Origin of the sequence: Duganella sp. Dugasp56 (assembly GCF_047304105.1) — a bacterium.
Lineage (GTDB): Bacteria > Pseudomonadota > Gammaproteobacteria > Burkholderiales > Burkholderiaceae_D > Rugamonas > Rugamonas hordei.
On the sequence record NZ_JBGLYQ010000037.1, the window covers coordinates 35275 to 61351 of the forward strand.

General features: G+C 55.4%; 22 protein-coding genes and 2 pseudogenes. 13 read left to right on the forward strand and 11 right to left on the reverse strand.

The window, feature by feature from the left end:
- Positions 1-5 precede the first annotated feature (5 nt).
- A complete protein-coding gene (locus ACCD07_RS23510; protein WP_413448711.1) occupies positions 6-1667 on the reverse strand; it encodes a DUF1302 domain-containing protein in 1662 nt (553 codons plus the stop codon).
- Between the two features lie 497 nt (positions 1668-2164).
- On the opposite strand from ACCD07_RS23510, the gene ACCD07_RS23515 reads away from it, so the two are divergent.
- The 3 genes from ACCD07_RS23515 (at position 2165) to ACCD07_RS23525 (ending at position 5083) form a co-directional block, all read left to right on the forward strand.
- Positions 2165-2326 carry a hypothetical protein gene (locus tag ACCD07_RS23515; RefSeq protein ID WP_353397470.1) on the forward strand — a complete coding sequence of 54 codons (162 nt, stop codon included), beginning with the start codon at positions 2165-2167 and terminating at the stop codon, positions 2324-2326.
- 8 nt (positions 2327-2334) lie between these two features.
- Entirely contained in the window at positions 2335-3960 is a 1626-nt protein-coding gene (locus ACCD07_RS23520) for a methyl-accepting chemotaxis protein (RefSeq protein ID WP_413448712.1), read from the forward strand.
- Between the two features lie 352 nt (positions 3961-4312).
- Positions 4313-5083 carry an HD domain-containing protein gene (locus ACCD07_RS23525; RefSeq protein WP_413448713.1) on the forward strand — a complete coding sequence of 257 codons (771 nt, stop codon included), beginning with the start codon at positions 4313-4315 and terminating at the stop codon, positions 5081-5083.
- 14 nt (positions 5084-5097) lie between these two features.
- Here ACCD07_RS23525 and ACCD07_RS23530 read toward each other — a convergent pair whose 3' ends face one another.
- The gene (locus ACCD07_RS23530) at positions 5098-6045 is read right to left on the reverse strand and encodes a helix-turn-helix domain-containing protein (protein WP_413448714.1); all 948 of its coding nucleotides are present in this window, start codon (positions 6043-6045) and stop codon (positions 5098-5100) included.
- 60 nt (positions 6046-6105) lie between these two features.
- A complete protein-coding gene (locus ACCD07_RS23535; RefSeq protein ID WP_413448715.1) occupies positions 6106-7458 on the reverse strand; it encodes a DUF1329 domain-containing protein in 1353 nt (450 codons plus the stop codon).
- A 227-nt stretch (positions 7459-7685) separates the two neighbouring features.
- On the opposite strand from ACCD07_RS23535, the pseudogene ACCD07_RS23540 reads away from it, so the two are divergent.
- Positions 7686-8153 (forward strand): annotated as a pseudogene (locus ACCD07_RS23540) (transposase); the annotation flags it as partial.
- Positions 8154-8307: 154 nt separating this feature from the next.
- Here ACCD07_RS23540 and fahA read toward each other — a convergent pair.
- Complete coding sequence (gene fahA, locus ACCD07_RS23545; RefSeq protein WP_413448716.1) at positions 8308-9627, reverse strand: fumarylacetoacetase; 1320 nt, start codon at positions 9625-9627, stop codon at positions 8308-8310.
- On the reverse strand, positions 9624-10934 hold the full coding sequence (gene hmgA, locus ACCD07_RS23550; RefSeq protein ID WP_413448717.1) for a homogentisate 1,2-dioxygenase: 1311 nt from the start codon (positions 10932-10934) through the stop codon (positions 9624-9626). The genes fahA and hmgA overlap by 4 nt, the downstream gene beginning before the upstream one ends.
- A 106-nt stretch (positions 10935-11040) precedes the next feature.
- Here hmgA and ACCD07_RS23555 point away from each other — a divergent pair, with 106 nt between their 5' ends.
- Positions 11041-11943: a LysR family transcriptional regulator gene (locus ACCD07_RS23555; RefSeq protein WP_413448718.1), complete on the forward strand. Its 903-nt coding sequence runs from the start codon at positions 11041-11043 to the stop codon at positions 11941-11943.
- An 8-nt stretch (positions 11944-11951) separates the two neighbouring features.
- Here ACCD07_RS23555 and ACCD07_RS23560 read toward each other — a convergent pair whose 3' ends face one another.
- Entirely contained in the window at positions 11952-12875 is a 924-nt protein-coding gene (locus ACCD07_RS23560; protein WP_413448719.1) for a LysR family transcriptional regulator, read from the reverse strand.
- Positions 12876-12972: 97 nt separating this feature from the next.
- Here ACCD07_RS23560 and ACCD07_RS23565 point away from each other — a divergent pair, with 97 nt between their 5' ends.
- The 4 genes from ACCD07_RS23565 to ACCD07_RS23580 all read left to right on the forward strand — a co-directional run bounded on the left by ACCD07_RS23565 (position 12973) and on the right by ACCD07_RS23580 (position 17306).
- On the forward strand, positions 12973-13935 hold the full coding sequence (locus ACCD07_RS23565) for an MBL fold metallo-hydrolase (RefSeq protein WP_353397495.1): 963 nt from the start codon (positions 12973-12975) through the stop codon (positions 13933-13935).
- A gap of 51 nt (positions 13936-13986) precedes the next feature.
- A complete protein-coding gene (locus tag ACCD07_RS23570; protein WP_413448720.1) occupies positions 13987-15645 on the forward strand; it encodes an FAD-dependent oxidoreductase in 1659 nt (552 codons plus the stop codon).
- Positions 15642-15857: a DUF2783 domain-containing protein gene (locus ACCD07_RS23575; protein ID WP_413448721.1), complete on the forward strand. Its 216-nt coding sequence runs from the start codon at positions 15642-15644 to the stop codon at positions 15855-15857. The genes ACCD07_RS23570 and ACCD07_RS23575 overlap by 4 nt, the downstream gene beginning before the upstream one ends.
- A 210-nt stretch (positions 15858-16067) precedes the next feature.
- Complete coding sequence (locus ACCD07_RS23580; RefSeq protein WP_413448722.1) at positions 16068-17306, forward strand: multidrug effflux MFS transporter; 1239 nt, start codon at positions 16068-16070, stop codon at positions 17304-17306.
- A 45-nt stretch (positions 17307-17351) separates the two neighbouring features.
- Here ACCD07_RS23580 and ACCD07_RS23585 read toward each other — a convergent pair whose 3' ends face one another.
- On the reverse strand, positions 17352-18140 hold the full coding sequence (locus tag ACCD07_RS23585; RefSeq protein WP_413448723.1) for an IclR family transcriptional regulator: 789 nt from the start codon (positions 18138-18140) through the stop codon (positions 17352-17354).
- A gap of 317 nt (positions 18141-18457) precedes the next feature.
- On the opposite strand from ACCD07_RS23585, the gene ACCD07_RS23590 reads away from it, so the two are divergent.
- Both ACCD07_RS23590 and ACCD07_RS23595 read left to right on the forward strand, forming a co-directional pair.
- Entirely contained in the window at positions 18458-19483 is a 1026-nt protein-coding gene (locus ACCD07_RS23590) for a carbon-nitrogen hydrolase family protein (protein WP_353397510.1), read from the forward strand.
- 357 nt (positions 19484-19840) lie between these two features.
- Complete coding sequence (locus ACCD07_RS23595; protein ID WP_413448724.1) at positions 19841-20836, forward strand: substrate-binding periplasmic protein; 996 nt, start codon at positions 19841-19843, stop codon at positions 20834-20836.
- Positions 20837-20937: 101 nt separating this feature from the next.
- Here ACCD07_RS23595 and ACCD07_RS23600 read toward each other — a convergent pair whose 3' ends face one another.
- The gene (locus ACCD07_RS23600; protein WP_413448725.1) at positions 20938-21876 is read right to left on the reverse strand and encodes a LysR family transcriptional regulator; all 939 of its coding nucleotides are present in this window, start codon (positions 21874-21876) and stop codon (positions 20938-20940) included.
- Between ACCD07_RS23600 and ACCD07_RS23605 the strand changes: the two genes are divergently transcribed.
- Complete coding sequence (locus ACCD07_RS23605; RefSeq protein WP_413448726.1) at positions 21875-22624, forward strand: DsbA family protein; 750 nt, start codon at positions 21875-21877, stop codon at positions 22622-22624. The genes ACCD07_RS23600 and ACCD07_RS23605 overlap by 2 nt on opposite strands.
- Before the next feature lie 57 nt (positions 22625-22681).
- A pseudogene (locus ACCD07_RS23610) lies at positions 22682-23135 on the forward strand (flavodoxin family protein); the annotation flags it as partial.
- Positions 23136-23161: 26 nt separating this feature from the next.
- Here ACCD07_RS23610 and ACCD07_RS23615 read toward each other — a convergent pair.
- The 3 genes from ACCD07_RS23615 to ACCD07_RS23625 all read right to left on the reverse strand — a co-directional run bounded on the left by ACCD07_RS23615 (position 23162) and on the right by ACCD07_RS23625 (position 25868).
- Entirely contained in the window at positions 23162-24733 is a 1572-nt protein-coding gene (locus ACCD07_RS23615; RefSeq protein ID WP_413448727.1) for an aldehyde dehydrogenase family protein, read from the reverse strand.
- 33 nt (positions 24734-24766) lie between these two features.
- Positions 24767-25105 (reverse strand): DUF6616 family protein, encoded by a 339-nt coding sequence (locus ACCD07_RS23620; protein WP_413448728.1) that lies wholly within the window; start codon positions 25103-25105, stop codon positions 24767-24769.
- A gap of 79 nt (positions 25106-25184) precedes the next feature.
- Positions 25185-25868: a DJ-1/PfpI family protein gene (locus ACCD07_RS23625; protein WP_413448729.1), complete on the reverse strand. Its 684-nt coding sequence runs from the start codon at positions 25866-25868 to the stop codon at positions 25185-25187.
- Positions 25869-26077: the final 209 nt, after the last annotated feature.

Sequence of the window (26077 nt, forward strand, 5' to 3'; positions counted from 1 at the left end):
GATTATTAGAATGTGCGCTGCAGGCTGAACGAGATGTAGTCGCGGTCGCCGTAGTATTGTTTGTAGCTGGCGTAAGTTCCTGCCGCTACACCGACCGCCGGTGCCGGCCCCTTCGCACCGTAGTAATGAACGAAGTTAATGTTGGCGCGCCAAGTTTTCATATAGTCGGCGTTGATACCGATGCTGAGGTCACCGCCATGTTCTGGCGACGCCTGGAAGATCGCAGATCGCCCATTGATTCCGTAACCGACGCCGATTGGAACTTGCAGATCAACCCCCGGGAATACCTGGAAGTACTCGGGCTGGAAGACAAACCGCATTGCGGTTGCATCACGGGTATGTGTGGAGTTCAGGGCTGGCAGGCCCGTAACGCCACTGATTGGGTCATGAGTCACACTGAGGAGACGGTTGAATGCCAGCTCCCCTACAAACGAGGCGCCGTCCCATACGGAGGTTCCAGGCAGCACCGTAATGGAAGATACGTTCGTGTGGAACGAGTTACCTCGCGCGTATGGCGTATTGCCGTCGTTGTTCGCGTGCGGATCCGTGGTAATGAACAGATCGCCGATAACCGTGAGAGGCGTGTTGCGGCGGGTGGACATTTCGACCGCCACGTTGGTCTCACCGATTACGGTGGAGGCACTTGCACCGTATGTGCGTACACCCTGCGAATACATGGCGTTGTACTGGCCAGTGGCTGCATTGAGGACGAAGATTGGCGCTTTGTCATCATAGCGTGCGGCGTAGAGACCATAGTCGACGCTGCCGCCTTTGAATTTGAGTTGCAAACCATATTGGCCAGAGTTGCGGCCCTTGAAATCATTGCCACGCGTCGCGGCGCCATTTACCGGGTTCAGCAGCAGATCGCCGCCATCACCTGCAAAGTCGGCCATGCTGAAGTAGCTACCGGAGGAAGGGATACGTAGCGACCGCCACTCGTACTGACTGTACCCAGACAACGACACCCCTGGGCTCAATTGCACGTTAGCCGATACCTGGTTCACCGGTATGGCGATTTCCTTGAACTGTGAATTCGGCAAAGAGAAGAGCTTTACCAAATCCACCGGACCCTGAGCGGCGGCGATGCCATTGGCACCCAGGAAAAGGGTTTCGCCGAAAAGCAGGGTGTGTCGGCCGGCACGAACGGTTAGATTTTGCTCGTCAGTGAGTGCAAATTTTCCGAAGACGAAAGCATCGGCCAACTCTGCTTTGTGTGCCATCACCTTGCGGGAGGCAGCGTTCGTTTGATTGAATCGACCGGACGCGAGTTGTCGCTGATTGTTCGGTGCTGAGCCGGCGTAGTCATTGTCCTTCTTGTCGTACTCATTGTCGTACCAAGCAGCGCCAGAAACCCGCATGCCAAGGTTCTTGTAGCTGACATCCAGCTCAGAGAGAAGGTCGAAACGGTTGTTGATCAGACCCTTGTCGTGGCCGAGATCGCCGAAGTCGACGTTGGGGTTTGTTGCCGATGCCGCGATCGTTTGATTCGGATCCTTCAGGCGCCAGGCCGCCGAATATTTGAAGGTGTTGTCCCAGTTAACCTTAAGCTCCGTGTCGCCCATGTCCAGTTTGCCGGCGAAGGCGGTAGGTGTGACCAGCATGCTGGCCGCCGCGGCTGCAAGCAGTGGCAGGTAGACCGTTTTGTTACTTTTATCTCTGTGTTTCATCAAGTTCCCCTCTTTAGAGTTGTATTCGCTACGCCTTGCGGGCGGTTTCTTATGAGTCCGTCTGCAAGGAATTCATGGTGCTTTCTTCCGCTACTGCGAGTTCTTGCTTTCGAGTAGCGACGCTTGGTTGAAAAGATTTGCCATTTGAAATTGCACTCTAGTTGCATGCTAAAAGTGGAACAATCGCGAACATTCGCTAGTGCTTTCTACGGGGGAACTCCTTACGCTGGTACTGCGGTGTCGTTCGTGGACGGTGTTGGATAGGAAGATAGATTGCTGCACCCGAGCAGAATGCGGTCAAGAACGAAAGCTGTGGTCGAAGCACAGGTGCCTTGTCTAAGGGGGACATTGGCGTGAAAACCACAATGTGCTTTGCAGGAGGTTGTTGTGCGATGCCGCTGTTTCGTTCTCGCTTTACCTGTTTGTTGGAAGTTCTCGATGGGGGAACTGTAAACGTTGGCCACGTCTGATCCTTCTTGGCGGATGGGGCTGGCGAATTGACCATCGAGCGGGAATGCTTTGGTCAGGAACGGAAGGTCGGCTGTTCCAAAGAGCCGTGGACTCAGCTGCAAAAAATTGGTGGAGATCAGATGCAGCTGGGAAGTGGCGGTGATGAAGCCGCGAGCACGCCGGAAAATGAATTTGGTCTTATTTACTAGGGCGCATCATGATTAATATTAGAACTCGCTTAGCTGCCATTTTCGCGGGAATGGGCATACTGTGTTTCGCCATCGCAGGAGGCGGACTTTATGGGATGGCAGACGCCAATGCGCGGGCCGGCCGAATTTTCCAAGAGCTGTCGTTACCTGCTCAATATTTGAAGGATGGCTATGTGCCTCTGTTGGTTAGGGGGCTGCAGATATATGAGGTCATTCTTGCTGGGAATGTCGCCGCAAGCAAGCAGCAATTTGAGGTCGCGGACTTCATGAGCAAACAACTGGATGACCAGTTAGAGCGACTGCGAACCAGCCATGCTCAGAGCTCTTTACGTCCAGTGATTCAGGAGTATATCGATGCGGTAACTCAGTCTCGCCAGGCGTCCAGCGAGTCGCTTGCGTTCGCTAAGAGAGGTGAGTTCGCTGCAGCTGAAAAGCTGATGCGTGAGCGAACTCGGCCTACCGGATTGTACGCAGCGCAGGTAATGGGAAAGCTGACGGCAATGTTCAATCAAGAGATTGAGAAGGCCAATGAACAAGCGGCGGTGTCCTACCAGCGCATGCGCTATTTGATGCTGGCTGGCCTCACAGGCGGAACGGTATTGTGCAGTGCCGCCGTCATTTTCCTAATCCGGTCGATTGGTGGCAGCCTGGGGGCGATCCAGGCTGCGCTTAATGACATTAGCAGGACGCTTGACCTGCATCGGCGCGTTCCTATCCACCGCAAGGACGAAATTGGCCGTACTGCATTTGCCTTTAACGCGCTGATCGAGCGCTTTGAGTCCGCGATTCGGGGAGTGCGGGGAAGTACGGATTCGGTGTACACGGCAGCGCGCGAGATCGCTGTCGGCAACGTCGACCTTTCGCAGCGCACCGAGCGCCAGGCAAGTGCATTAGAGCATGTGGCATCGAAGGTCCACGAACTAAACGATGCCGTCGCTGATAATGCACGAAACGCGGAAATCGCGAGTGAGCTCGCGAGTAAGGCTCGCAGCCTGGCAGACGATAGCGGTGCCACTGTGGATGCCATGGTGAAGACGATTGGCTCGATTAGCGAAGGGGCGGCTAAGATTGCTGACATCACCAGTCTGATCGAGGGAATCGCGTTCCGTACCAATATCTTGGCGTTAAACGCGGCGGTTGAAGCTGCCAGGGCAGGAGAGCAGGGGCGAGGTTTTGCCGTGGTCGCAAGTGAGGTACGGGATTTGGCGCAGCGTTCTTCGTCAGCGGCAAAAGAGATCAAGGTTTTGATTGATACTTCAGTCGCGATGGTTCGCGACGGTACGCGGCAGGCTGGCAGCGCGGGCAACGCAATGACTCAGCTGCGAACGGCAATCGACGAGGCATTTTCCACGGTGAATGAGATTGCTGCCGCCGCTCGCCAGGAAAGCAAGGGATTGGCGGAGATTAGTGACACCATGGGGCAGCTTGATGGCATGACTCAGCAGAACGCTGCGCTGGTTGAGGAGGCGGCAGGGGCGGCAGGTCTTTTGGAGGAGCAGGCCGACATGCTGCAAAAAATTGTCTCGGAATTCAATGCAGCCCCGTCGGAGGTTGTGGTGTCTGGGCCGCTGTTGACTAGGCAGCCTGAAAGAAGCGCCGGCCGTATCGTTCAACGTACTCGCTCCACGGTTTGAGGTACAACTTCTGACGAGGTGAAAAGACGTCGATCTCCCGCTGCGGTAGTACTCCTGAGGAAGTAGGGGGAGAGGACTGCAGTCCAGCAATGACCATCGAGACAAGACTTGTGGTGGCCCGGTATCCCGTTGCTCCAGACGGTCGATGACTTCGACTTCGTCGTGGAGGTTGTCTTGGCGAACTACTCGTCGCCTGCGTTCCAATGGTGCTGCCTTCTTGGGCTAGTGCTATCGAAGGCAATGCAACTCCCAGACAAGCAATGCGCAATTTATGGAGCAGACGCCGACAATTCGTCACCCTACAATTCAACACGGTCATAACGCTGTCCACTTTTTTGAGAATGGAAACACGATGAAATCTGACGCAATTGGCACCTACGCCTGGAGCGAACGTACTAAAGGCATTCTGAGCGCCCGTGAGCGCCGCGCCCTGGTTGGAATGTTGTTCAAGACACAGGTAACCGAGCTGCTTGACAAGTTTCTCGGTGCGATGGGGAGGCGCCAAGCGTCGGTCGAGATGGATCGGATCATTATGCCGGGCACGGCGATCTGCAAGGAGGCCGAAGAGCAGGCCGCCGCGATGTATCCTGAGGACCTGCATGTGCATTGCTACCGCACGTACTATTTGGGCTCTCTGCTTGGCCAGGCATTTGGGTTGCGCTGGGACCCGGAGGCTCTGTATGTAGGCTGTCTACTGCATGACTCCGGGTTGAGCGATACTCACGCAGCGAAGACTGCCGATACTGGTTTTCAGATTGTCGGTGCACGTGTCGCACAAGATTTGGCGCTTCGCCATGGTTGGAACGAGTCGCAGGCACGCGCATTGTACGAGTCGATCAGCCTGCATTTGAATCCGTATTTGTCTCGCTCTCGATGGGCTCCTGAAGTGATTTTAGTGAAAGGCGGAGCAGTGATGGATGTGATCGGCGCCTACCGCCATCGTATCCCGCATCAGCAACTTAGTAAGGTGCATGCTGCTTATCCGCGCACAGGTTTCAAACGTCACATCGTGACCTCGATCACCGATACTCCCCATGCACAGCACACGCATGCGCATTTCCTGTGTCGCTGTGGTTTTGCCAACATGGCAGAGAAAAATCCCCTGGATAATAATTGGGCTTGATTTGCTGCCGCGTTTCAAGTCCATAGGCTGCTGCGCCAAGCTGAGGGAGAAAGACCATAGCGTTGGCGGAACAGTCGGGAGAAATGGGGCGCGCTGTTAAATCCCGCAGCAAACGCGATCGAGCTTACGCTGCGCCCCTGCATTGCAGGGGCACCTAGGTTGTGCTTGCAGACTTCCAGTCGCTCGGTCCACACCCACTGCATAAGCGACTGAGGTTCGCGTTGGAACAGACGATGCAGATGTGCTGTTGATAAGCCAACTGCATGTGCGATAGCCGCCGCATTCAATGCGGGATCATGTAACTGCGCCATGGCGTGCTGGCGCGCGCGGTCGATATGGAATCGCGTCAAATCAGAAGGGCCGGATGCGCGCGCCGCAGGGAGGGTTCGCAAGCCGGCGACAATGATGTTTAACACCGCATCGGCCATCGCGCCGGCTGCCGGCCCAAACGTTTCGGCAGCCCCCAAGGTGCGCACCACTGAGTCGATCAATTGACCGCTTCCGTGGCCGGCGCCGACGGCGATTGCTGTCAAGGCATCAGCGTCCGGCAGGTGCGTCCGCATCTGGCTGGCGGGTAGCACCAGTACCGTTTGTCTGAAGTCATCATAAAAGTTAAGTTCATACGGCCGGCTGCTGCCACACAAAACAAAGTCACCTGGGCCGACCACCGCTACGCGGCCATCTTGCTCGAACACGCCTTGCCCTGCGGTCTGAAATGCCACCAGAAAGCATTCTTCAATTTGACCCGAAATATGTTGTGACGTGCGCCGCGCGTTATGGGCATCACACCTTAATTCGGCGACGTGTAAATTGGCCAGCGTGCTTTGCTTGATCGAGCCACGGAAATTGCCAGGAGTGCCGATGTCGCAGCTAAGCGGAACGAAGGCCTTGCCGACGACATCGCGCCAGTATGACGCGCGCTGTTCTATCGGAACCATCTCGGTGGAGAAAAAGGTTGACATGTCTAGACTTGCTCAAAGAGAAGCACCGAGAGGTCCTCGGTGCTTGACAAGAGACGTGCCTTACCGGGCACCGTCGCCGGCGATCGCGTCGCCGGTAAAGTAGCTGTCGGGCCGCTTCGGCACAACCTTGTAGTATTCTTCATTCAACATCTGCACTACGCTCATGGTTCCTGCCTGAAGGTTGAAGACGGCAACTGGCAGGGTCACGACAGCGGGGATAGCGGGCTCAACAAAGGGCGTCGTCATCGAAGTGCGCCAGAGCTTGCCCTCTGCGTCAAAGCCATCCACCAACGTCACAACATAGGTGTCCTCATCGAAGTAGAATTTCCGTTTTGGCACGGCGTGGCGCTTGCCGGACGCAACGACTGCCTCGACTTCCCAGACCCTATGCAGTTCCCACCGAAGCTTGTCCGGGTTCAGATGGTTCTTGGAAACCGCCTCATCCACCTTCACAGCGAGCAATCCGTTGGTGTTATAAGGGATATACATTTCCTTTTTGCCTAACAGTTTCCAGGTATAGCGTTCTGGGTGACCTAAGAATCCTTTGACTTCATCAAAGTAGTTCGAACCGGAGGCCACGAAGTCAGGCGTGTCGAAGCCGACGGTCGGTGCGCGTCGAACGCGGCGTTGGCCAACCAGGTATTGCCACGCGTTGCGCGAGTCCTTGGCGGTAATGGTGTCGCGAATGACGAGCGATTCTCCGACTTTAAATGGCGGGGCCGTGGTGATAAAGCGGAGCATGACGTATTCGCCATTCCATTTCGCGGCAGAGCCATCCTTGAAGTTGTACGGGAACTGGAAAGCCTCATCATTTCGGGTTGCAAGGGTGCGTGATCCATCGGAGTTCACCACGATGTTCTTGAAGCCCAGGTCGATGGACTCGGCCTCTACGCGAAGCAGGAAGTTCCAGATCAGCTCCGCGCCATCTTTTGGAATGGGGAATGGGATGCCGCCGTAGCAGCCTTCCACCGAGAATCCGCCGTCCTTCAACTTGCACTGTGTCGCGTTCTTGAATGTGTTCTCGTAAGTCCACGGTGGTGCGGCCGCGGTGCGATGTGTCGGATACACGTCAATGCGGAAGGTCTCCGGGTATTTCTTCATCAACGCCTTCACGCCTTCGCTGAGTTTGTCCGCGTACTGCGCCATGTTTTTTGCATTGATTTGCGCAATCGGCTTTTCGTTGGCGAACAATTCCACCGGGACGTCGCCCAACTTCTTGCCTGGTACTGGTTTAGTCCAGCCACCGTCCCAGGCTGGGATGGAGCCGTCCTTGTTGCCGGCTTTCTCCCCACCCAGAGGGGTCAGGCTGCTCTTGAGCTTGGCCGCTTCATCTGCAGTTACTGCTGCAGATGCGACGTTGCCACCTGCGAGCGCGCCAGCGAAGATCGCCAGTAGGATGTTTTTCTTCGTCATGCTGTACTCCAAAGACAGATTATTAAAATGTGTGCCGCACACTGGATGAGATGTAGTCGCGCTCCGCCTAGTGGTGCCGTTAGTTGGCATAGGCTTCTGCGCCTACATCGACGGCTGATAGCCAACATGTGTTGCCGGTCGAAGATGCACTCTAGTCGGCCCCGAATGGGGGAGCAATCGCGAACATTCGCTAAGCCTTTCGTTTAAAGGGATATATTTGAGGAATGCAGTGTCGTTTCGGATGGCACTTCATGCGCAACGCCCTGGTGCACGCCAACAAAGGCCAGCGCCAGGCGCTGGTGGCCTTGATCAACACGATTTTCGCCGAGGAGACGGCGGAGGCGGCCAGTGTCAAATGGCGTTGCGTCACCGACCATCTGCGCGCTAAATTGCCCAAGCTGGCCGACATGATGGACGTGGCCGAGCACGACGTGCTGGCCTACATGGCGTTTCCGAGCGCGCATCGGGTCCAGTTGCGTACTACCAATCCATTGGAGCGACTAAACGCCGAGGTCAAGCGACGTACCAACATCGTGGGTATCTTCCCCAATGAGCGCGCCGTCATCCGCCTTGTCGGCGCTATCATGTTGGAACAGAACGATGAATGGTCTTTACAGCGGCGCTACACGCAGCTCGAAGGCCTGCAGTCGCTCTATGAAACGCCGCCGACACGGCTTTCCGCCGTGATCAGCTGAGCGGGAGCCCAGCCTCCCAGGAATTACAACTCATACACCACGCCTGGGGACACAATCACGAGATGGAATTCACCGCTTGGTGGCGCATGGCTCGGATACTGTAAGCCATGCGCACTAGATGATTCGCCGAATGCCCTGATCGGGCTGCGAAATTTTAGGGCTGCCTTGCAGGTAAAACTGTACCCGAGACAGTGCCAAATCCGATACGGCGGTAACCATCACGGCTTGCGCACCCGCGCATTACTACGGAGTCTCCATCTTCGAGGAAAACACGTTGTTCGCCATTTGGCAGGCCAATCGGTTGAACCCCTCCTAAGCTCAGCTCTAGTAATGACCCGGCTTCGGCGGGTTCTGGTCCCGATTGGGTACCGGAGCCTAGCAGGTCGCCCGATCGAAGCGCGCAGCCGTTGACGGTATGGTGTGCGACCAGCTGAGCGACCGCCCAGTAGGAGTGACGGAAATTTGTGCGCGAAATGCGAACGGGAGCAAGGCTTTCTTGGCGCATTTTGCTTGTCTGCAGTTGAACTTCCAGCTCGATGTCAAAGCCGCCCGCGTTACGAAGCTCCGTACTGTCTAGATACGGCAGTGGCTGTGGGTCCGAGGACGGGCGCTGCCAACTCGTGCGATAGGGGGCAAGTGCTTCAAGCGTAACGATCCAGGGTGAGATGGTCGTGGCGAAGTTCTTCGACAGGAAGGGCCCAAGCGGTTGATACTCCCATGCCTGGAAATCGCGCGCGGACCAATCATTGAGCAGACAGAGTCCGAATATATGCGCTTCGGCGTTTTGGATGTCAATCGGAGTCCCAGACTTGTTGCCTGGACCGGTGAAGATGCCGACCTCCAACTCGTAGTCCATGCGTCGGCTCGGTCCGAAGACTGGAGCGCCGTTCTCGCTGGTCGGGCGAGTTTGACCCAATGGGCGCTGAAACTCTTGGCTGGAGACTCCGATCGTTGATGCGCGGCCGTGGTAGCCAATTGGCACCCATTTGTAGTTCGGTAGTAAAGGATTGTCTGGACGGAATAGCTTTCCAACAGACGTCGCGTGATGAATCGAAGTGTAAAAGTCAGTGTAGTCACCGATTGCTGCAGGCAGCTTGTACTCCGCATCCGCCTGCGCAACCAGTGCGGAATGCAGCGGTTTGGAACCACTACGCAGTAATCGGGACAGCTCCAGGCGCAAAGCGGACCAGGCTGGCTGGCCCGCGGCCATCAGCAAATTCAAGTTGTCGGTCATAGCCAAGGCAGCTGCGTTGCGTGCAATTGTAGATGCATCTGCCAGGGTATCGTCCAGTTCGGTAAGGTCGAGGATTTGATCCCCGATTGCGATGCCGCCGCGAAAGGCTCGATTGCTCCCTTTTATGCGAAAAACGCAGAAGGGGAGATTTTGAATTGGGAAATCGGTATCTGGCGTATTTGCCGATTCTACCCAGCTATTGAGTGCGGGATCGTGGGTTTCGTTCAGTGCGATGTTCATGCCTGTTGGTCCTTGAAATATTTGTTAAATCCCGCCCAGCACTGGTAGTAGTCTGGCTGGAGTTGCGGTGAGTCGAGGGCGTATGCGGTCGGGCAGATAACGTCGCGAGTCTCAAACATGAATGCCATGGTGGCGTCGACTTTGTGCGGCGTAGCGGTGTCTGCAGAGCTTGCCTTCTCAAACGTAGGAACATCGGGTCCGTGTCCGCTCATGCAGTTGTGAAGGCTTGCACCACCAGGACGGAACCCTTCTGACTTCGCGTCGTACTGTCCATGAATCAGACCCATGAATTCACTTGCGACATTTCGGTGGAACCAAGGCGGGCGGAAGGTATCCTCTGCTGCAAGCCAACGCGGCGGGAAAATTACAAAGTCAAGCGTGTCGACACCCGGCGAGTCTGAGGGCGCATGAAGTACAAGGAAAATCGACGGATCCGGATGATCGTAACTGATTGACCCGATGGTATTGAAGCGACGCAGGTCGTATTTGTACGGGGCATAGTTACCGTGCCAAGCGACGACGTCCAATGGAGAGTGTCCAATCGCGGCGCTCCACAGATTGCCACCAAACTTGGCAACCAATTCAAAGTCCCCCTCTTTATCCTCGTAGGAAGCGGTCGGGGTTAAGAAGTCGCGTGGATTTGCGAGGCCGTTAGAGCCGATCGGTCCCATGTCCGGCAGGCGCAGTAGAGCACCGAAGTTTTCGCAAATATACCCACGGGCGACAGTATCAAGCAGCCTGACCTGGAAACGGACACCACGCGGAATGACCGCAATTTCTTGAGGTTCCAAGTCGATTACCCCCAGTTCGGTGGCGATATGCAGACGACCTTCCTGAGGCACGATCAATAGCTCTCCATCGGCGCTGTAGAAATAGCGCTCCTCCATCGAGAGGTTTGCCGCGTACAAATGAATCGCGCAGCCACTTTGATTTGCCGGCGATCCGTTTCCGGCCATAGTCACCCAGCCGTCAATGAAATCGGTAGGGGACGAAGGATAGGGAATCGGGTCCCAGCGCAACTGATTGGGAGGCACCGCCACTTCGTCGAAGCGGCTCGTAATCCGGCTATTTCCTATTTTCCGGAAAGGCTGGTGCATTGCCGCCGGCCGGATTCGATACAGCCAGCTGCGGCGGTTGTGAGCACGAGGGGCTGTAAATGCGGTTCCAGAAAGCTGCTCAGCGTAGAGGCCCAAAGGCACGCGCTGAGGAGAGTTCTGGTGAGGCGGGAGCGCACCAGGCAGTGCCTCGGTGGCGAATTCGTTGCCAAAGCCTGATTGGTAGCTTGGACGTTGTTGAGGGGTGTTCATGCGGTCTCCTGTTGGCTAGTTCCATCAACGAATTTAGTGCAATGCCGTGGGATTTGCGATATAAATGGAAAAATTATGACTATTTATAGTGTGAATACTCAAGGATATGGAACTGCGTGACCTGGATCTGAATCTGTTGCTGGTGTTTCAGGAGATATTTCGTGAGCGCCAGATTTCAGCCGCTGCCAAGCGGCTGCGCCTTACGCAGTCAGCTGTCAGCAACGCGTTGACGCGATTGCGCAAGAGTACCGGTGACGAGTTATTTGTTCGTACAACTGACGGAATGCAGCCGACGCCCTATGCCGAGCGGATGGCTGAGCCGGTGGCGGCCGCGCTTGCACAATTGGAGTTCGCCTTCAAGCCAGAGCAGCCATTCGTACCGACCAGTACTCGCCGGAGATTCACCATTGCCATGTCCGACGTTGGTGAAATGTACTTCATGCCGAAGCTCGTCGAACGCTGCGCGACGCTTGCGCCAAACGCAGAGATCGCGACAGTCCGCGCCGGCACAATTGATTTGCGTGCGGCTATGGAGGTAGGGCGGGTGGATCTGGCAATCGGCGCCTTTGAAGATGCTCCGAGCGTTTTCTATCAGCGGCGCCTGTTTCGGCAGTCATGCGTCAGCATATTCCGAGTAGGGCATCGCTTGGGGGAGGGAGGGGTGACGCTTGAACATTTCCGCCGCGAGCGACACCTGGTCGTTACGGCTATGGAGAGCCCATATCATGGCATTAATGAGGCGCTGGAACGTGCCGGCGTGTCGCTTGAGACTGCATTCAGTGTGCCGCACTTTGCCGCAGTGCCTTACATCGTCAGCACCACAGATTTGGTGGCCACAGTCCCACAAAAATTAGCAGAACGAGCGGCCGGCCCATTCCAGTTGCAGGTCCTTGAGCCTCCGCTAGCGCTACCTGGGCTACAGACGAATATGTTCTGGCACCGTCGCTACCATCAAGATGAGGGAGGGCGCTGGTTGCGCGACCTGGTCGTCAGCTTGTTTGCCGAATAACGCCATTATTATTCGGGAATAGTATCGAAAACTTCCTTGATCTCCCGTCGTAGCCAGCTGTTGGCAGCGTCATGCTGGAAGCGCGGGTGCCAATGCTGTCTGATTGCAAACGGCGGTACATTGACCGGCGTCTCCACTGCTTTGATGCTTTTGAAGGTAGCGAACTTGGTCGCCAGCTCGCTTGGCACTGTGGCGATGAGGTCGGGGTTTTCTTCGATAATCATCGGTACCGTCAGAAAGTGAGCTGTTGTGAGATAGACGCGTCGCGGGCCGGCCAAATGGTCGACTATGGCGTCATAGGCTTCGTCGGCGCGACCTGACAGCGACACAATAATATGCTCCATCTCAAAGTATTGTTCGCGCGTCATACTCCCACCAATCTTGCGGTTTCTTCGGTTGACTAGCGTGACGAATGATCGAGTGAACAGCAGTTGCTGAAATAGGCCTTCGGGCACCGAATGAAGCGAACCCAGTGCTACGTCGGCTTCCCCACTCTCCAGTACGTCGTGAATCTGATGCATGGGGACCTGCATTGTGCGTAATGTACAGCCTGGTGCGGTTTCGCGTAGCCGTGCGATCAACTTCGGTAGGAAGATCAGCTCGCCCATGTCTGTTACGCACAACGAAAATGTTCGCCGAGCGTGAGTGGCTTCAAAGCTTTCTTGTACAAGTAATTCGCCGCGCACGGTGCCCATTACGGCCAGCACGGGAGCGAGCAATTCCAGCGCCTTGGGCGTTGGCTGCATACCCATACCGGATTTCAGAAATAGAGGGTCACCAAAGAAGGTGCGCAGGCGCTTCAACGCGTGGCTGACTGCGCTCTGCGACATATTCAATTCCTGGGCGGCTCGGCTGACGTTTCGAATGCGCAAGAGTGCATCCAGCACAGGCAGAAGATTGAGGTCTAAATCGGTGTTATGAATGCTATTCATAATGGTTATCGATGAGTGGTGATTTACACATAATACGGCAACCCGTATTGTCTGACTACCGACACTAAGGTCGTAACAGATACGAGGAGATAGCATCATGGCAGGCAAGAAATTTGCGTCGCAGGCAGACTTGGAAGAAAAGAAGACCAGCTTCATCAAGCTGTCCGACAATGCTTACGCATATACCGCTGAAGGTGACCCCAACTCCGGGGTCATCATTGGGGACGACAGCGTAATGGTGATCGACACCACGGCCACGCCGTTGATGGCTCAATCGCTCATTGATCACATCCGCAGCGTGACGGATTTGCCGATCAAATACGTTGTGCTGTCGCACTACCATGCCGTACGTGTTCTGGGTGCTTCCGCCTACCTTAAAGAGGGCGCAGAACAGATTATCGCGTCGCGTGGGACCTACGAACTGATCGTCGAACGCGGTGAGCAAGACATGAAGTCCGAAATCGAGCGTTTCCCTCGTCTGTTCGCCGGTGTCGAGTCGGTGCCTGGCTTGAGCTGGCCGACCATGGTGTTCGAGAAGGAGATGACCATTTTCATGGGCAAACTGGAAGTTCGTCTCGCCCATATCGGGATGGGGCACACCAAGGGTGACACTATCGCGTGGATTCCATCTCAGAGGATCTGCTTCTCGGGCGACCTGGTCGAGTATGGAGCAGCCGCTTATACAGGGGATGCCCAACTCGAAGAGTGGCCGGATACTTTAGAGGCATTGCGTGCCTTGGGTGCCGAGAAGCTTGTTCCTGGACGAGGTCCGGCACTGGTAAACCCCGAGCAGGTGAATGCCGGCATTGATTACACGAAGGACTTCGTCAGTACGCTCCTTCAAAGTACCAAAGAAGCCGTCCGTGCTGGAAAGTCGCTGAAGGAAGCGATGGCTTACACGCGTAGCAGGATGGATCCAAAGTTCGGCCACGTGTTTATTTACGAGCACTGCCTTCCGTTCGATGTCACTCGTGCCTACGATGAAGCTAAAGGAATCAAGCATCCGCGCATCTGGACCGCCGAGCGCGATCAGGAAATGTGGCATTCGTTGCAGACCTAAGTTCGAGCAACTTGCCAACATTAGTTAAGACGATTAACTCCTGGACATATTATGGATACTGATTATCAGCGGCGTGAGTTCGAATATGAGCCGCATCCCCTCAGCGCGAGCAATCTTGTCGTACGCTATCCGGTAGTCGTGGTCGGCGCTGGCCCAGTTGGGCTGGCAGCAGCAATCGATCTGGCACAGCAGGGCATTTCGGTGGTTCTGCTTGATGACGACAATAAGTTGTCCATCGGCTCGCGCGCCATCTGCTTTGCGAAGCGAACGCTGGAAGTCTTCGATCGCCTGCAATGTGGTGAGCGCATGGCGAACAAGGGTGTTCGCTGGAACGTAGGTCGTGTATTTATGGGCGACGAAGAGGTTTACAGATTTGATTTACTGCCGGAACAAGGTCATGAGCGCCCAGCGTTCATTAACTTGCAGCAATACTATGTGGAAGGCTATTTGTACGAACGTGCCCAAGAGCTTCCTCAACTGGAGTTGCGCTGGCGTAACCGTGTGACTGGCCTGGTGCAGCACCCGGAATACGTTGAGTTGTCCGTCGAAACGCCTGAAGGAGAGTACAAGCTCCAGGCTGAATATATTGTTGCGGCGGATGGTGGCAAGAGTGCGGTACGCGGTTTGATGGGTTTGGAGAGCAAGGGGCGCGTTTTCCGTGACCGCTTCCTAATTGCGGACGTCAAAATGACGGCAGACTTCCCCACGGAGCGTTGGTTCTGGTTTGATCCGCCATTCCATCCGGGGCAATCAGTGCTCTTGCATCGTCAACCGGACAACGTCTGGCGCATCGACTTTCAGCTGGGCTGGGACGCTGATCCGGTCGCCGAACGGCAGCCAGAGCGGGTTCTTCCTCGTATTCGCGCTCTGCTTGGTATGGACGCGAATTTCGAGCTGGAATGGGTCAGCGTTTATACCTTTTGCTGTTTGCGAATGGACGAGTTCCGTCATGGTCGTGTGCTGTTTGCGGGCGATTCTGCACATGGTGTATCTCCGTTCGGCGCTCGTGGTGCCAATAGCGGTGTCCAGGATGCAGACAACTTGGCGTGGAAGCTACGCATGGTAATCCAAGAGAAAGCTCCTCCGTCTCTATTGGATACCTATGCCCGTGAACGAGAGTACGCGGCCGATGAAAACATCAGAAACTCGACTCGGTCTACCGACTTCATCACCCCAAAGAGCGAAGTCAGTCGACTGTTCCGGGATGCTGTGCTGCAGCTCGCGAAGACGCAGCCGTTTGCTCGGAAGCTGGTTAATAGTGGTCGCCTGTCGATGCCATCGACATATGGAAATTCGATGCTGAACACCCCGGACAAAGACTCTTTCGCCAAAGCGATGCGACCGGGATCCCCGGCAGCTGATGCTCCTCTTCTTGAACAGAGCTGCGCTACTTGGTTACTGCGGCACCTGGGGGGCGAATTCACCGGTGTCTATTTTGCTGGTGATGAGGAGCAGGTGCCTGACTTTGCAGAATTGGCCGGCGATCGTGTTCCGGTTCGCACTTTGATTGTGACGTCTAACAAGAGAGGTCTGCCAGGAGCTCTGGTCGACGGTGACGGGCTGTTTGCTTCTCGCTACGACGCTGTGCCGGGCACGTATTACCTGTTGCGTCCGGATCAGCACGTCTGTGCTCGTTGGCGTTCCTTCGATGTAGGTGCAGTCCGTGATGCGGTGGCGCGCGCTACTTGTAATGAATTGGAGAGCGCATGAACAGCCGATTGAATCTCAATGTCAATCTTGATGACTACGACGAGTTCTATGAAATGCTCGTGGACTCGCATCATGACTTGACGGAGGAGCAAAGCAAGATGCTCAATGCTCAGTTGATCCTTCTGCTTTCGAACCATATTGGTGACCCGGATGTACTGCGCGAGGCCTTTGTATTGGCACGAGTGACCGTCGAGGCAAGCCAGCCTCAGTAAGAGTGACACGGCTCCTGTAAGACCAGGGGGCCGTGTTGTGGTCGGAGTTGCTTTTGGATAGGCGCATGCTCGATTCCTAATACAGCAGGCGTGCTCAGTTTGCCTGGCGCGAAACATGGAATTGCGCGCTTTGGGAATCATGTGCAACTGAGGCCTCGCAGTGAAATTTCGGTTCGTCAGATTGACCAGGGTTAGAAGGAATCGTAGCCAGTGAACTCATCCGCGGTAATTTACCATCCCAGTGAGCGCAAGATTGCGGTCTTGCTTGGCGCGCTGGCAGCCTTCGCGCCTCTGGCAATTGACTTATACCTACCAGCATTGCCGACGATCGCCGCTTCTTTGAATGCAACGACAGATTTGGTTCAGATGTCGGTCACGTTATTCCTCGCCGGATTCGTGCTGGGGATGTTGTTCTCCGGTCCTGTTTCCGATCGAGTTGGCCGGCGGAACGTCCTCTTTTTGGGCATTGTGCTGTTCGCGCTTTCCAGCGTTGCATGTATGTCGGCGAGCTCTATCGATCAACTAATTGCAGCTCGCTTTATTCAGGCGCTTGGAGCAGGTGCGGTGTCTGTTCTGTCTCGTGCGGTGGCGCGTGACGTTTTTCCAGGGCCGCGTGCGATCCCGGTTTTTTCGCTGATCGCCATGGTAAGCGCGATTGCTCCCTTGGTTGCCCCGCTAACAGGTAGCGGGTTGATGGTGCTATTCGGGTGGCGAGGGACGTTTGGTGCGTTGGCTGTCTGGGCACTTTTTGGCGCGTTTATCGTCTGGACCAGGGTGCCTGAATCTCTACCACCGGAACGTCGCGTGCAGACGTCTATGTCTGCGGTCTTTGCTGTGTACCGCAGGCTTATTGGCGATAGCACTGCGATAGGGGTGTTGTTGGCAGGAGGCGCCTCTTTTGCCGGGATGTTTGCTTACATCACCGCTGGTCCGTTCTATTTTATTGAACTCAATGGCTTTGCTCCTGCACAGTACAGTATCGTATTTGCTGCAAATGCGTTCGGCATCTTCCTCGCAAACTATTTGAACCGCCAGCGGTCGGCTAAGCGGGGACCGGAAGCGATGATGCGCTTGGGAAGCAGAGTCGCCTTGTTCGGGGCGCTGGGTTTAATAGCCGCAACCCTACTGCATGCTGGTACATGGCTGGTGATTTGTGCGCTGTTTGCCGTGGTAAGCATGACCGGTCTTTTGGGGGCGAATGGGGTGGGGCTGTTGATGGCACGCTATCCGGATAATACGGGAGCATGCGCAGCGCTGTTTGGCGCCGCGCAATTCGGGCTCGATGCTCTGGCCAGTATGGCGGTTAGTTTGATGCACGACGGTAGTGGGCGACCGATGGCGATCGTGATTGTCGTGGCAGCATCGACATCTGTCCTGGGACAGATGGTTTACCGCAAAAACGCTCTTAGGGGAGTCGCTGATGAGTGCAATCGCCAAATTCGAATCTAACTTGACTGCCGGTCAAGGCGCTCGTGCTTGTGGGAAGCGCGCTCCTTACGGATTGTGTCCGAGTACGCGAGAAAGATGGTCGGCGGTTTCCCTGAGCGCCTTAGCGATATGGCCGTCCCAGCCGGCATCGAAGGTGAGCGAAGAACCGCTTACCGTGATTGCCAACACCATGGAGTGGGCATGGTTGAACACTGGTGCTGAAAGCGCGCTGACGCCGGGGATGGGTTCGTTTTGGACGCGAGCCATGTTGCGAGTACGAATTTCGTTTAAGGTTGCATCTAGCTTATCTTGGGATGCGAGAGATTTCGTTTGGGCGAGAACGGCTGAGTCACCGACCTCTCTTTCGATCATCCTTTGAACCAGCTTTGGAGGCATAAATGCAGAGAATGCAAGTCCTGTTGCCGTACCGAGCAAGGACATCACAGACCCAGGACGCATCGCAATCTGAACGGGCTGTGGTGATTCAACGATGTACGTAATAGTCGGGCCGTGGGATCCCCAGACTGCTAATGCGACGGTGAGTTCGAGTGTGTCAGCCAGTTTAGTAATTTCAGGGATGGCTAGCCGAATTGGGCTGAGTTGCTGGAGCCCGACTAGTCCCATTTGGATGGCAAAGGGCCCGAGTCCGTAAAGGCCTGTGACCGGGTCCTGCTCAACAAGTCCCAGGTTGCAGAAGCTAACCAGGTAAGGATGTGCTTTTGATGCCAGCATGCCCCCATGTCGTGCAAGCTCGCTCAAAGTCATCGGACCTGAGTTATCCACCAGCGCAGTGAGTAGCTTCCCGCCGACCTCAACCGACTGGATGCCACGACGCGATTTTGTTTGTTCTGTCATTTTAAGGAGGTGCCGTTAGTGTCTGCATTATAGGAATTTGAAGCGACTAGATAATAGAGAATGATTCGTTCGGAGTCAAAGATTGACTATCGATGACGTTCATCATCTATATGGCGAACTTCAGTCTTGCTACAGGTGGAAGCGTAGCCGGTTTGATGGCTTCAGGAGTTAGCGAATCTTCGCGATTCTCAGATGCACTCCGGTAATGCAGAATCCTTTAGAATCGGAAGCCGATAAAGGTGCCATCCGATAACCAGCAACGATTCAGGCCGCTAGTTCGGGCTGTGAAATCACAATAACTGTTCTTGGAGCAACGAATGTCTGTACAAAACAAAAACACGCTGAAAGTAGCCGCCGTCCAAGCCGCTCCGGCGTTCCTCGATTTGCAAGCCGGAGTCGCCAAGGCGATTAAGCTGATTGACGAAGCTGGTGCGGCCGGAGTCGAACTGATTGCCTTCCCCGAGACTTGGCTGCCTGGCTACCCGTACTGGCTGTGGCTGGGCACCCCGGCGTGGGGCATGGGACGTGGCTTTGTAACCCGATACGCCGAGAACTCTCTGCGTTACGACAGCCCAGAAGCGGATAAGCTGCGTGAGGCAGCCAAGCGAAACCGTATTTATGTGGTGATGGGACACTCTGAGCGAGGAGGTAGTAGTCTTTACATCGCTCAGTGGATAATCGGTCCAGACGGCAAAGATGTGGCGCGCCGTCGCAAATTGAAGCCGACGCACGTTGAGCGTACACTGTTTGGCGAAGGAGATGGTAGCGATTTGACGGTGCACGACCTGCCGATCGGCCGCGTTGGTGCTCTGTGCTGCTGGGAACATCTGCAGCCTCTGTCCAAGTATGCGATGTACGCTCAGAACGAACAGATTCACATTGGCGCCTGGCCTAGTTTTTCTCTGTACGAGCCGTTCGCTTTCTCTTTGGGAGCGGAGGTTAATAACGCCGTTAGCCGCGTTTATGCCGTTGAAGGTTCGTGCTTCGTATTGGCGCCGTGTTCTGTTGTGTCCGCAGAGATTATTGACTTGCTGTGCGATACGCCGGACAAGCATTCGCTTCTGCATGTAGGTGGCGCCCACACTGTCATCTACGGCCCAGATGGCTCGTCGCTGTGCGAAAAGCTGCCTGAAGACCAAGAGGGGCTCCTGATTGCCGACATCGACCTCAGCGCCATTACGTTGGCCAAGTCGGTGGCTGATCCTGCGGGCCACTATTCGCGACCTGACGTAACCCGTCTGTTGATCAATAAGCGCAAGTCGAATCCGGTCGAGTATTTTTCCCTGCCGCTGGACCAACAGGAAAATGTCAATGAGCAGTCGGAGGGCCGGGGCACGTCCTAAGCGAATCCCCGGGTAGTGGGTAATAATATTTTGCCGGGATGCGCGAGACGTTCAATGACAAACTAGGTTGACCGAGCTTCGCGGAAACAATCGCCCAGTAGTTTGTCATCCGAGCGTTTCGTGCTCAAGCAGAATTAGTTTTCACGAACTCAGTCTGAATTTCCGTGGCATGGGTTTTCGCCGCCAACACCAGACGCAATATTGCTCTAGCTGGTCGCTCGAAGTAGGGACTGGCGGAAGTACGAAACCTGGCTTAACGTTCGGCCTCGATCGCCAGGCAGTCAACACCTCATCTAAGACTCGATCGACAAGATCGAAGACGGGGCCGACTAGATTCAGTCGGCCTGCAGTGAACAAGTGAATCAGGCCATCACCCGGGTGTACGGCATTATCCTGCAAAACAACGCGCTGGATCAGGTAAACGCCTTTGCCATGCAACAGCGGAACCAGGCAAACAGTCTGGCCAGGGAGATTGACATGTTCAGGCTAGCGCCGTCCCCTTTGGTGACATCGTACGGCCACCACGCCATGCGACTTTTTTGGATCATATTATTTCTATCACTGTGCCCCTATGCACTGGCTGCCGAATTGCACGTAGGTGGCTTTGTCGTCGCCCCATTTGTGATGGCAAATGGGGGGGGCTTGGAAGGCTTGTTGGTAGAGTTTATTAAAACCGAGATACAACCTCAGCTTCCATGGCCGATAAAATGGGAGGCGCCAGTGTCCCTGGAACGATCGGTGGCAAGCTTGGCAAGCGGTTCGCTGGATATAGTGCTGATCATGCCGGGAACCTTGGATGGTAATACGAAGTATGGGCTGTTTAAGTGGGCCTTTTTGCAAGTGCAGCCGCATCTGGCTGTGCGTCCAGACTCGGCACTGTACGATCTCAGTGATCTGCATCAGCTGTGCGGTATGAGGCTGGGCTGGACCGGTTCGGGCCGGGCCGATGTTATTTCGCTATTCGAAAGCTACGGTGCGTATGTAGAGAAGACTACGAATCAAACCTGGCAGCAAAGCAATTTGCGCAAACTGGCTGCTGGCCGGCTTGACGGAGCGTTCTTCTTGAACCCCTATTCGCCGCAATTTGTTGCGGGTCAAGAACGCATACCGATTCGCCTGCTGCCCTTGCCGATGCCAGTCGAGTCATTCAGGATGGCCTATTCGCTGAAGACCGATAAGGAAGTCGTGGCTCGCTTCGAGCAGGCCGCCCTCAAGGCTTTTTCCGCTCCAAAGTTCAAGGCATTGTTGCGCGAGTATCTGCAACTTCAGCCGCCTAAAGCATCCGCCGTCACACCGAGCCCAGTGTCTCAGTCTCACGGGCCACAGGTGCATAAATCTTGCCGCGTTCGCTGACCAACGCTCCGAGAACTGAGGTCTGCCTATAGTCATCTGAGCCCTAGGTCGATACCTTGTTGCGGTTGCGTTATAAGGGGCGTTCCCGATGCCGCTCGGACTCAATCGTACGCTTCGTTTCCAAGTAGCTTGTGCAACTTCGTATCCCAAGGCGCCACAGAGCCACCGAATCGCTCGACTAAGAACTGAATCAGGAGTCGCAATGGCTTTGGTTGATGCCGCCTCGAAAGGTAGACGGTTTGGATGTCTATCGGTGGCAATTCATAACTTGGCAGCACAAGTTCTAGCCGCCCCTGTAGCAAGTCGTCTCCAACGTAAAAAGTCGGCAGCATCGCGATGCCCGCGCCGGCGAGCACCATAGTCCGTAACACAGAAGTCTCGTTGCAACTAAGGATGCCTTTCGCAGGGATGGCGTGGATCTCTCCCTTGTGGAGCGAGGCCAAATTGAGTGCGGTGGCGCCGTTGTGGAGGACGCAGCGATGCGAGCGGAGGTCGTTGACGTCAGTCGGATGGCCCTGGCGCTGCAGGTAGGCCGGCGTTGCACACAATACCGAACGGCATACCGCCAATCGACGCGCAATGATTCCTGGATCGACGTGATTGCTTAGGCGTATCGCTAGGTCAACTCGCTCTTCAACCAGGTTGATTGTGCGATCCAGAACAATTAGATCGACCTCGACACCAGGGTGCAGCTGCTGAAAGTCTACCAACGCATGCGCAAGTTGAGCTTCGGCGAATGCGGTGGATGTCGTGATGCGCAGGCGTCCCTGTACTTCTTGCGTATGTCGACTCGCGATCGACTGCACATCCGAGGCTAGGTCTAGCATTTCCCGCAGTCGAGGTAGCGCCTGCTCCCCCGCATTGCTCAAGCTGATTTTGCGCGTTGTTCGATGAAGCAAGCGGGCACCGAGCCAGTCTTCAAGTTCATCCAGGTATCGACTCGCCATTGATCGAGAGATTTCGAGCGAATTGGCGGCCGCGGTCAGGCTCCCGCGATCAACGATTTCGATAAATACCTTGGCGAGAGTCAGGCGATCCATGGAATTGGTGCAAGAATTGGGACAGTTATTTCCTATGGAGATAGTTTATCTCTTTATTGGGAGCAAATATAGTGCTCTGGTAGCTGACTTGATATTTGGAGAAGAAATGAGCAATTTTGGCGAAACGCCAACAGTCGTCTATGTCGCAGATGTTTACTGCGGCTGGTGTTGGGGCTTTAAGGACATACTCGCTAAGTTCGAGCAGGAAAATCGACATCGTGTGCGATTCACCGCAATCAGCGGAGGGTTGTTTGTCGGGCCACGCGCTGCAGCAATCGCGGCCTATCCCCACATCCCTGCTGCCAACGCACGCATCGCGGAACTGACCGGCGCACATTTTGGGGACAATTACCTTCGTCTTCTGGAGGAGGGCACCATAGTCACGGACTCAACGGATGCCGCGATTGCTCATGCAGCCCTTCGTGCCCAAGATCCGGAGCGTGCCATCGATTGGGTGCATTTGCTGCAGGAAAAATTCTATGTTCACGGTCGCAGTCTCTCCGACCCCGAAACCGTCGCCGATATCGCCAAAGCGAATGGCCTGGACGTTGAAAAGGTATTGGCCCAGATGACCGACGGAACTGCAAAGGCGGCTGCAAAAGCAGATTTCGCGCAGGCTTCGATGTTTCAGGTTGCGTCGTTCCCGACTCTACTTTTCGTTGACGAGACTGGTGCACATAAGTTACCGGCGACGGGCACGTCTGTCGAGGTCTTGAATATGTGGCTGGACGACCTGTTGGTGCAGTGAATGGTTCTTGCTAAATTTTAATCGAACGAATTTTCGGTATTTTTTTAAGGAAAAGAAATGGCAAAAGTAAGCGTGGTTTGTCATTCGGGTTATGGTCACACGAAGCGTGTGGCTGAAGCAGTTGCAATGGGTGCCGGCGCGAGTCTGATCGCCATCGATGTCGATGGAAATTTGCCTGAAGTGGCTGGGAGGAACTGAACGCCAGCGACGCCGTCATCATGGGCAGTCCAACGTATATGGGTTCGGTGTCATGGCAGTTTAAGAAATTTGCAGATGCGTCGTCAAACCGTTGGCACACCCAACAATGAAAAAACAAAGTCTTTGCTGGCTTTACCAACAGCGCCGGTATGAATGGCGACAAGTTGTCGACCCAGCATACCTGTTTAGGTTGTCCATGCAACACGGCGGCATCTGGGTAGGCACGGGCATGGTCCCAAGTAGTACCAAGGCGGCGCAACGCGACGACGTAAATTATCTTGGCTCCTTCTGTGGCGCAATTTGGAGTGGCCCCTGCCGACGAGCAGGGGCCTTTCGGCACTACTTTATGAGGCTAATCACTTGCGGGCGGGTAAGGGCTTTCAGGCCCTCGATGCCGAACTCCACTCCCCAACCAGAACGCTTCGCGCCGCCGAACGGTACCATCGGGTGAATGATGCCGTGGTGATTGATCCACACCGTGCCTGCCTCAATCCTTTGAGCGACGTCGTTTGCTTGCTCGATATCGGAAGACCAGACAGAGGCGCCAAGGCCCGCATTGCCTCGGTTGGCCCAAATGACCGCTTCCTCCACATCGCTGTATCGGATGATTGGCAAGACTGGCCCGAACTGCTCTTCGTCGACCAATGGTGCGCCGTCCGTGATATCAGTCACCAACGTCAGCGGATAGAATAGGCCTCCACCCGGCAGCGGGGAGCCGCCGCATACGATAGTTGCCCCATCGGCTTTGGCCCGTTCTACCAGACGCGATATCTTATCGAACTGCATGCGATTCTGGATCGGACCCATTGCGATGCCGGGCTGCATTCCGTCGCCCATCGGCATTGCAGTGGCCAACTGCCTCAGTTCCGCTACCAATTCGTCGTGCTGGCTTTCGTGGACGTAGAGCCGCTTCAAGCTGGCACAGGTTTGGCCCTGGTTGATGAAGACACCCCAGAACAGCTTCATCGCCAGTGCTTTGATATCGGCACCGGGAAGTACGATTCCTGGGTCATTGCCGCCTAGTTCCATCGTTGTAGGCGTCAGATGACGGGCGGCCGTGGCCGTAATCTTTGCACCGGTGGCGGCCGAGCCAGTGAACATGACTTTGTTCACACTCGGGTTGTCCACAAGAGATGCGCCGACTTCACCGCCGCCGGTCACAGTATTCAAAACGCCAAGAGGCAAGACTTCGTTCATCAGTCTGACCATTTCCAGCGTACAAATACTGGTGTATTCCGAGGGCTTGATGACCACAGTGTTGCCGGCGCGCAGAGCTGGAATGATTTGCCATATCGCGATCATTAGCGGCCAATTCCAGGGTGAGATTGCCGCGATCACGCCAAGGGGTTTGCGGTGCAACTCGTCGCGTCTGGTCTGATCTTCGAAAACAACCTCGGGAGGCAGCTCGAGACTGGCAGGAGCGCGCGTCCAAGCCTCACAGGCCCATGCCTCGAATCGCGAACCGGGGATTTGATCCGGTCCAACGCCACCTAGCGGCTTGCCTTGTTCGCGAGTTACCCACGTGGCCAAATACTCAGCGTTGTCGCGCAACTTGTCGGCGACGTTCGCCAGTATTGCCTGGCGGTCGGCGTCGGTCCGTGCAGCCCAGGCAGGCTGCGCGGACCGAGCAGCCGTAACCGCCACACTGACCTGCTCGGGCGTCGAATGCGGGACCCTACCAAGAGCCTCGCCAGTGGCGGGATTTTTCGACTCGAAAGTAGTCTCGGAAGCTACCTGGCTCCCATTGATGATGTTCATAAATGTTTGCATGATGATTCCAACGCTAAGCGTAGTTGAAGTGAAAAGGACAAACGCGGTCAGGTGAATATTCGCGGCCCGCTGCGGTTCAGAATGGCTACGCCAATGCAGGCTCATCACCCGGATGGAGCCGCTGAATCTGGACGGCTTCATTTGCCTTGGCAGACACCGTTACGTTGCGGGCGCTCACGTTGAAAGGAGTTCCCCGATAACGACATCTGGCGTAGTCAACTCACCGGTCACATTGACTTGTTCGAAATGCTCGTACCAGCCACCTTGAAAAATGGCAGCACGCAGCCGGTCCAGGCAGTCGCGCGTTGGGGCGCGCCACACGGCAAAATATTGATGCCCCTCGGGGTGGTCAACCGTTGGATCGGCGCTTCCCCAGCCCAATATCTCAACGTGGCCAGCCTTGGCAATGGGCTCCGTAAGGCCGCCGAGCCGGTCGATAAGGGCCTGGCGATCTACGGCGGCCAGTGTCTTCCAGCTGGGCTTGGGATTCCAAAGTTCGAGAAAAACGTGCATTTGCAAAGACTCCGTTTGATGAGTTGATTGCTTCGATGAGCTAAATCGAGGTCGACAACTTAAGATGCGCGAAGGTGGTTTAATAACCAAAGCCGCGACGTCTTGCGGTTTCCAGCGCTATTGAGTTGGGCATCTCGTCGGCCAGAATTTGGTTAGCCATGGTCAGGACGTTCGGAGGGGCGAGCTCTGGCCGGCCAACGCCGAAAGGAGGTTGTGGAGCGTATTCCATGACCAACTCGGCGACCTGGCCTACAGACTCGCCAGCCCAATGTCCCACCATGCTCAGACCGAAGTCTATCCCTGCGGTCATCCCGCCGCCGGTGGCTCTATTGCGATCGATGACCACGCGCTCGTTGACCGGCTCGGCCCCGAAGTGGCGTAGGTAGTCGCGGGAGTACCAGTAGCATCCGGCCTTATAGCCGCGAAGCAACCCGGCTGCGCCAAGCAACAGGGAGCCGTTACATACACTGGTCACCCAGTCGGCTTTCGCACCGATGCGCGCGATGTGCTCAATGAGACTATCGTCTTTAAGTGCTTCGAATAACCCTCGAGCGCCGCCTGGCACCAACAGCACGTCTGGCTCTTGGAAGCACGTACTAAAGTCGTGAGTGGCATTGATGGTCAAACCAATGTCAGTGGGCACCGGCCCTGGGTGGGCAGCAGCCATTTGGATCTGGACGTTCGGCATGAACATCCAGGTCTGCGTCGGCCCGATCAGGTCGATAGCAGTAAATCGCGGGAATAGTATGGCTAGAATCCTCATGGAGTCTCCAAAGAATCGGATCTTTTTATCCTGCTGAAAATATTACTTAATAGAATAGGTCTTAAACTGCTTACTACTTGGACAAATGTCCATCTATTCCGGCCAAGGTTCACTGCCATGTTGCTGAACGTTGGATTTAACTCGCCGCATCTCGACTATGAACATACCTCTTTCGACCGTTGGGCGCCCTATGTTGTCAGCTGATATGC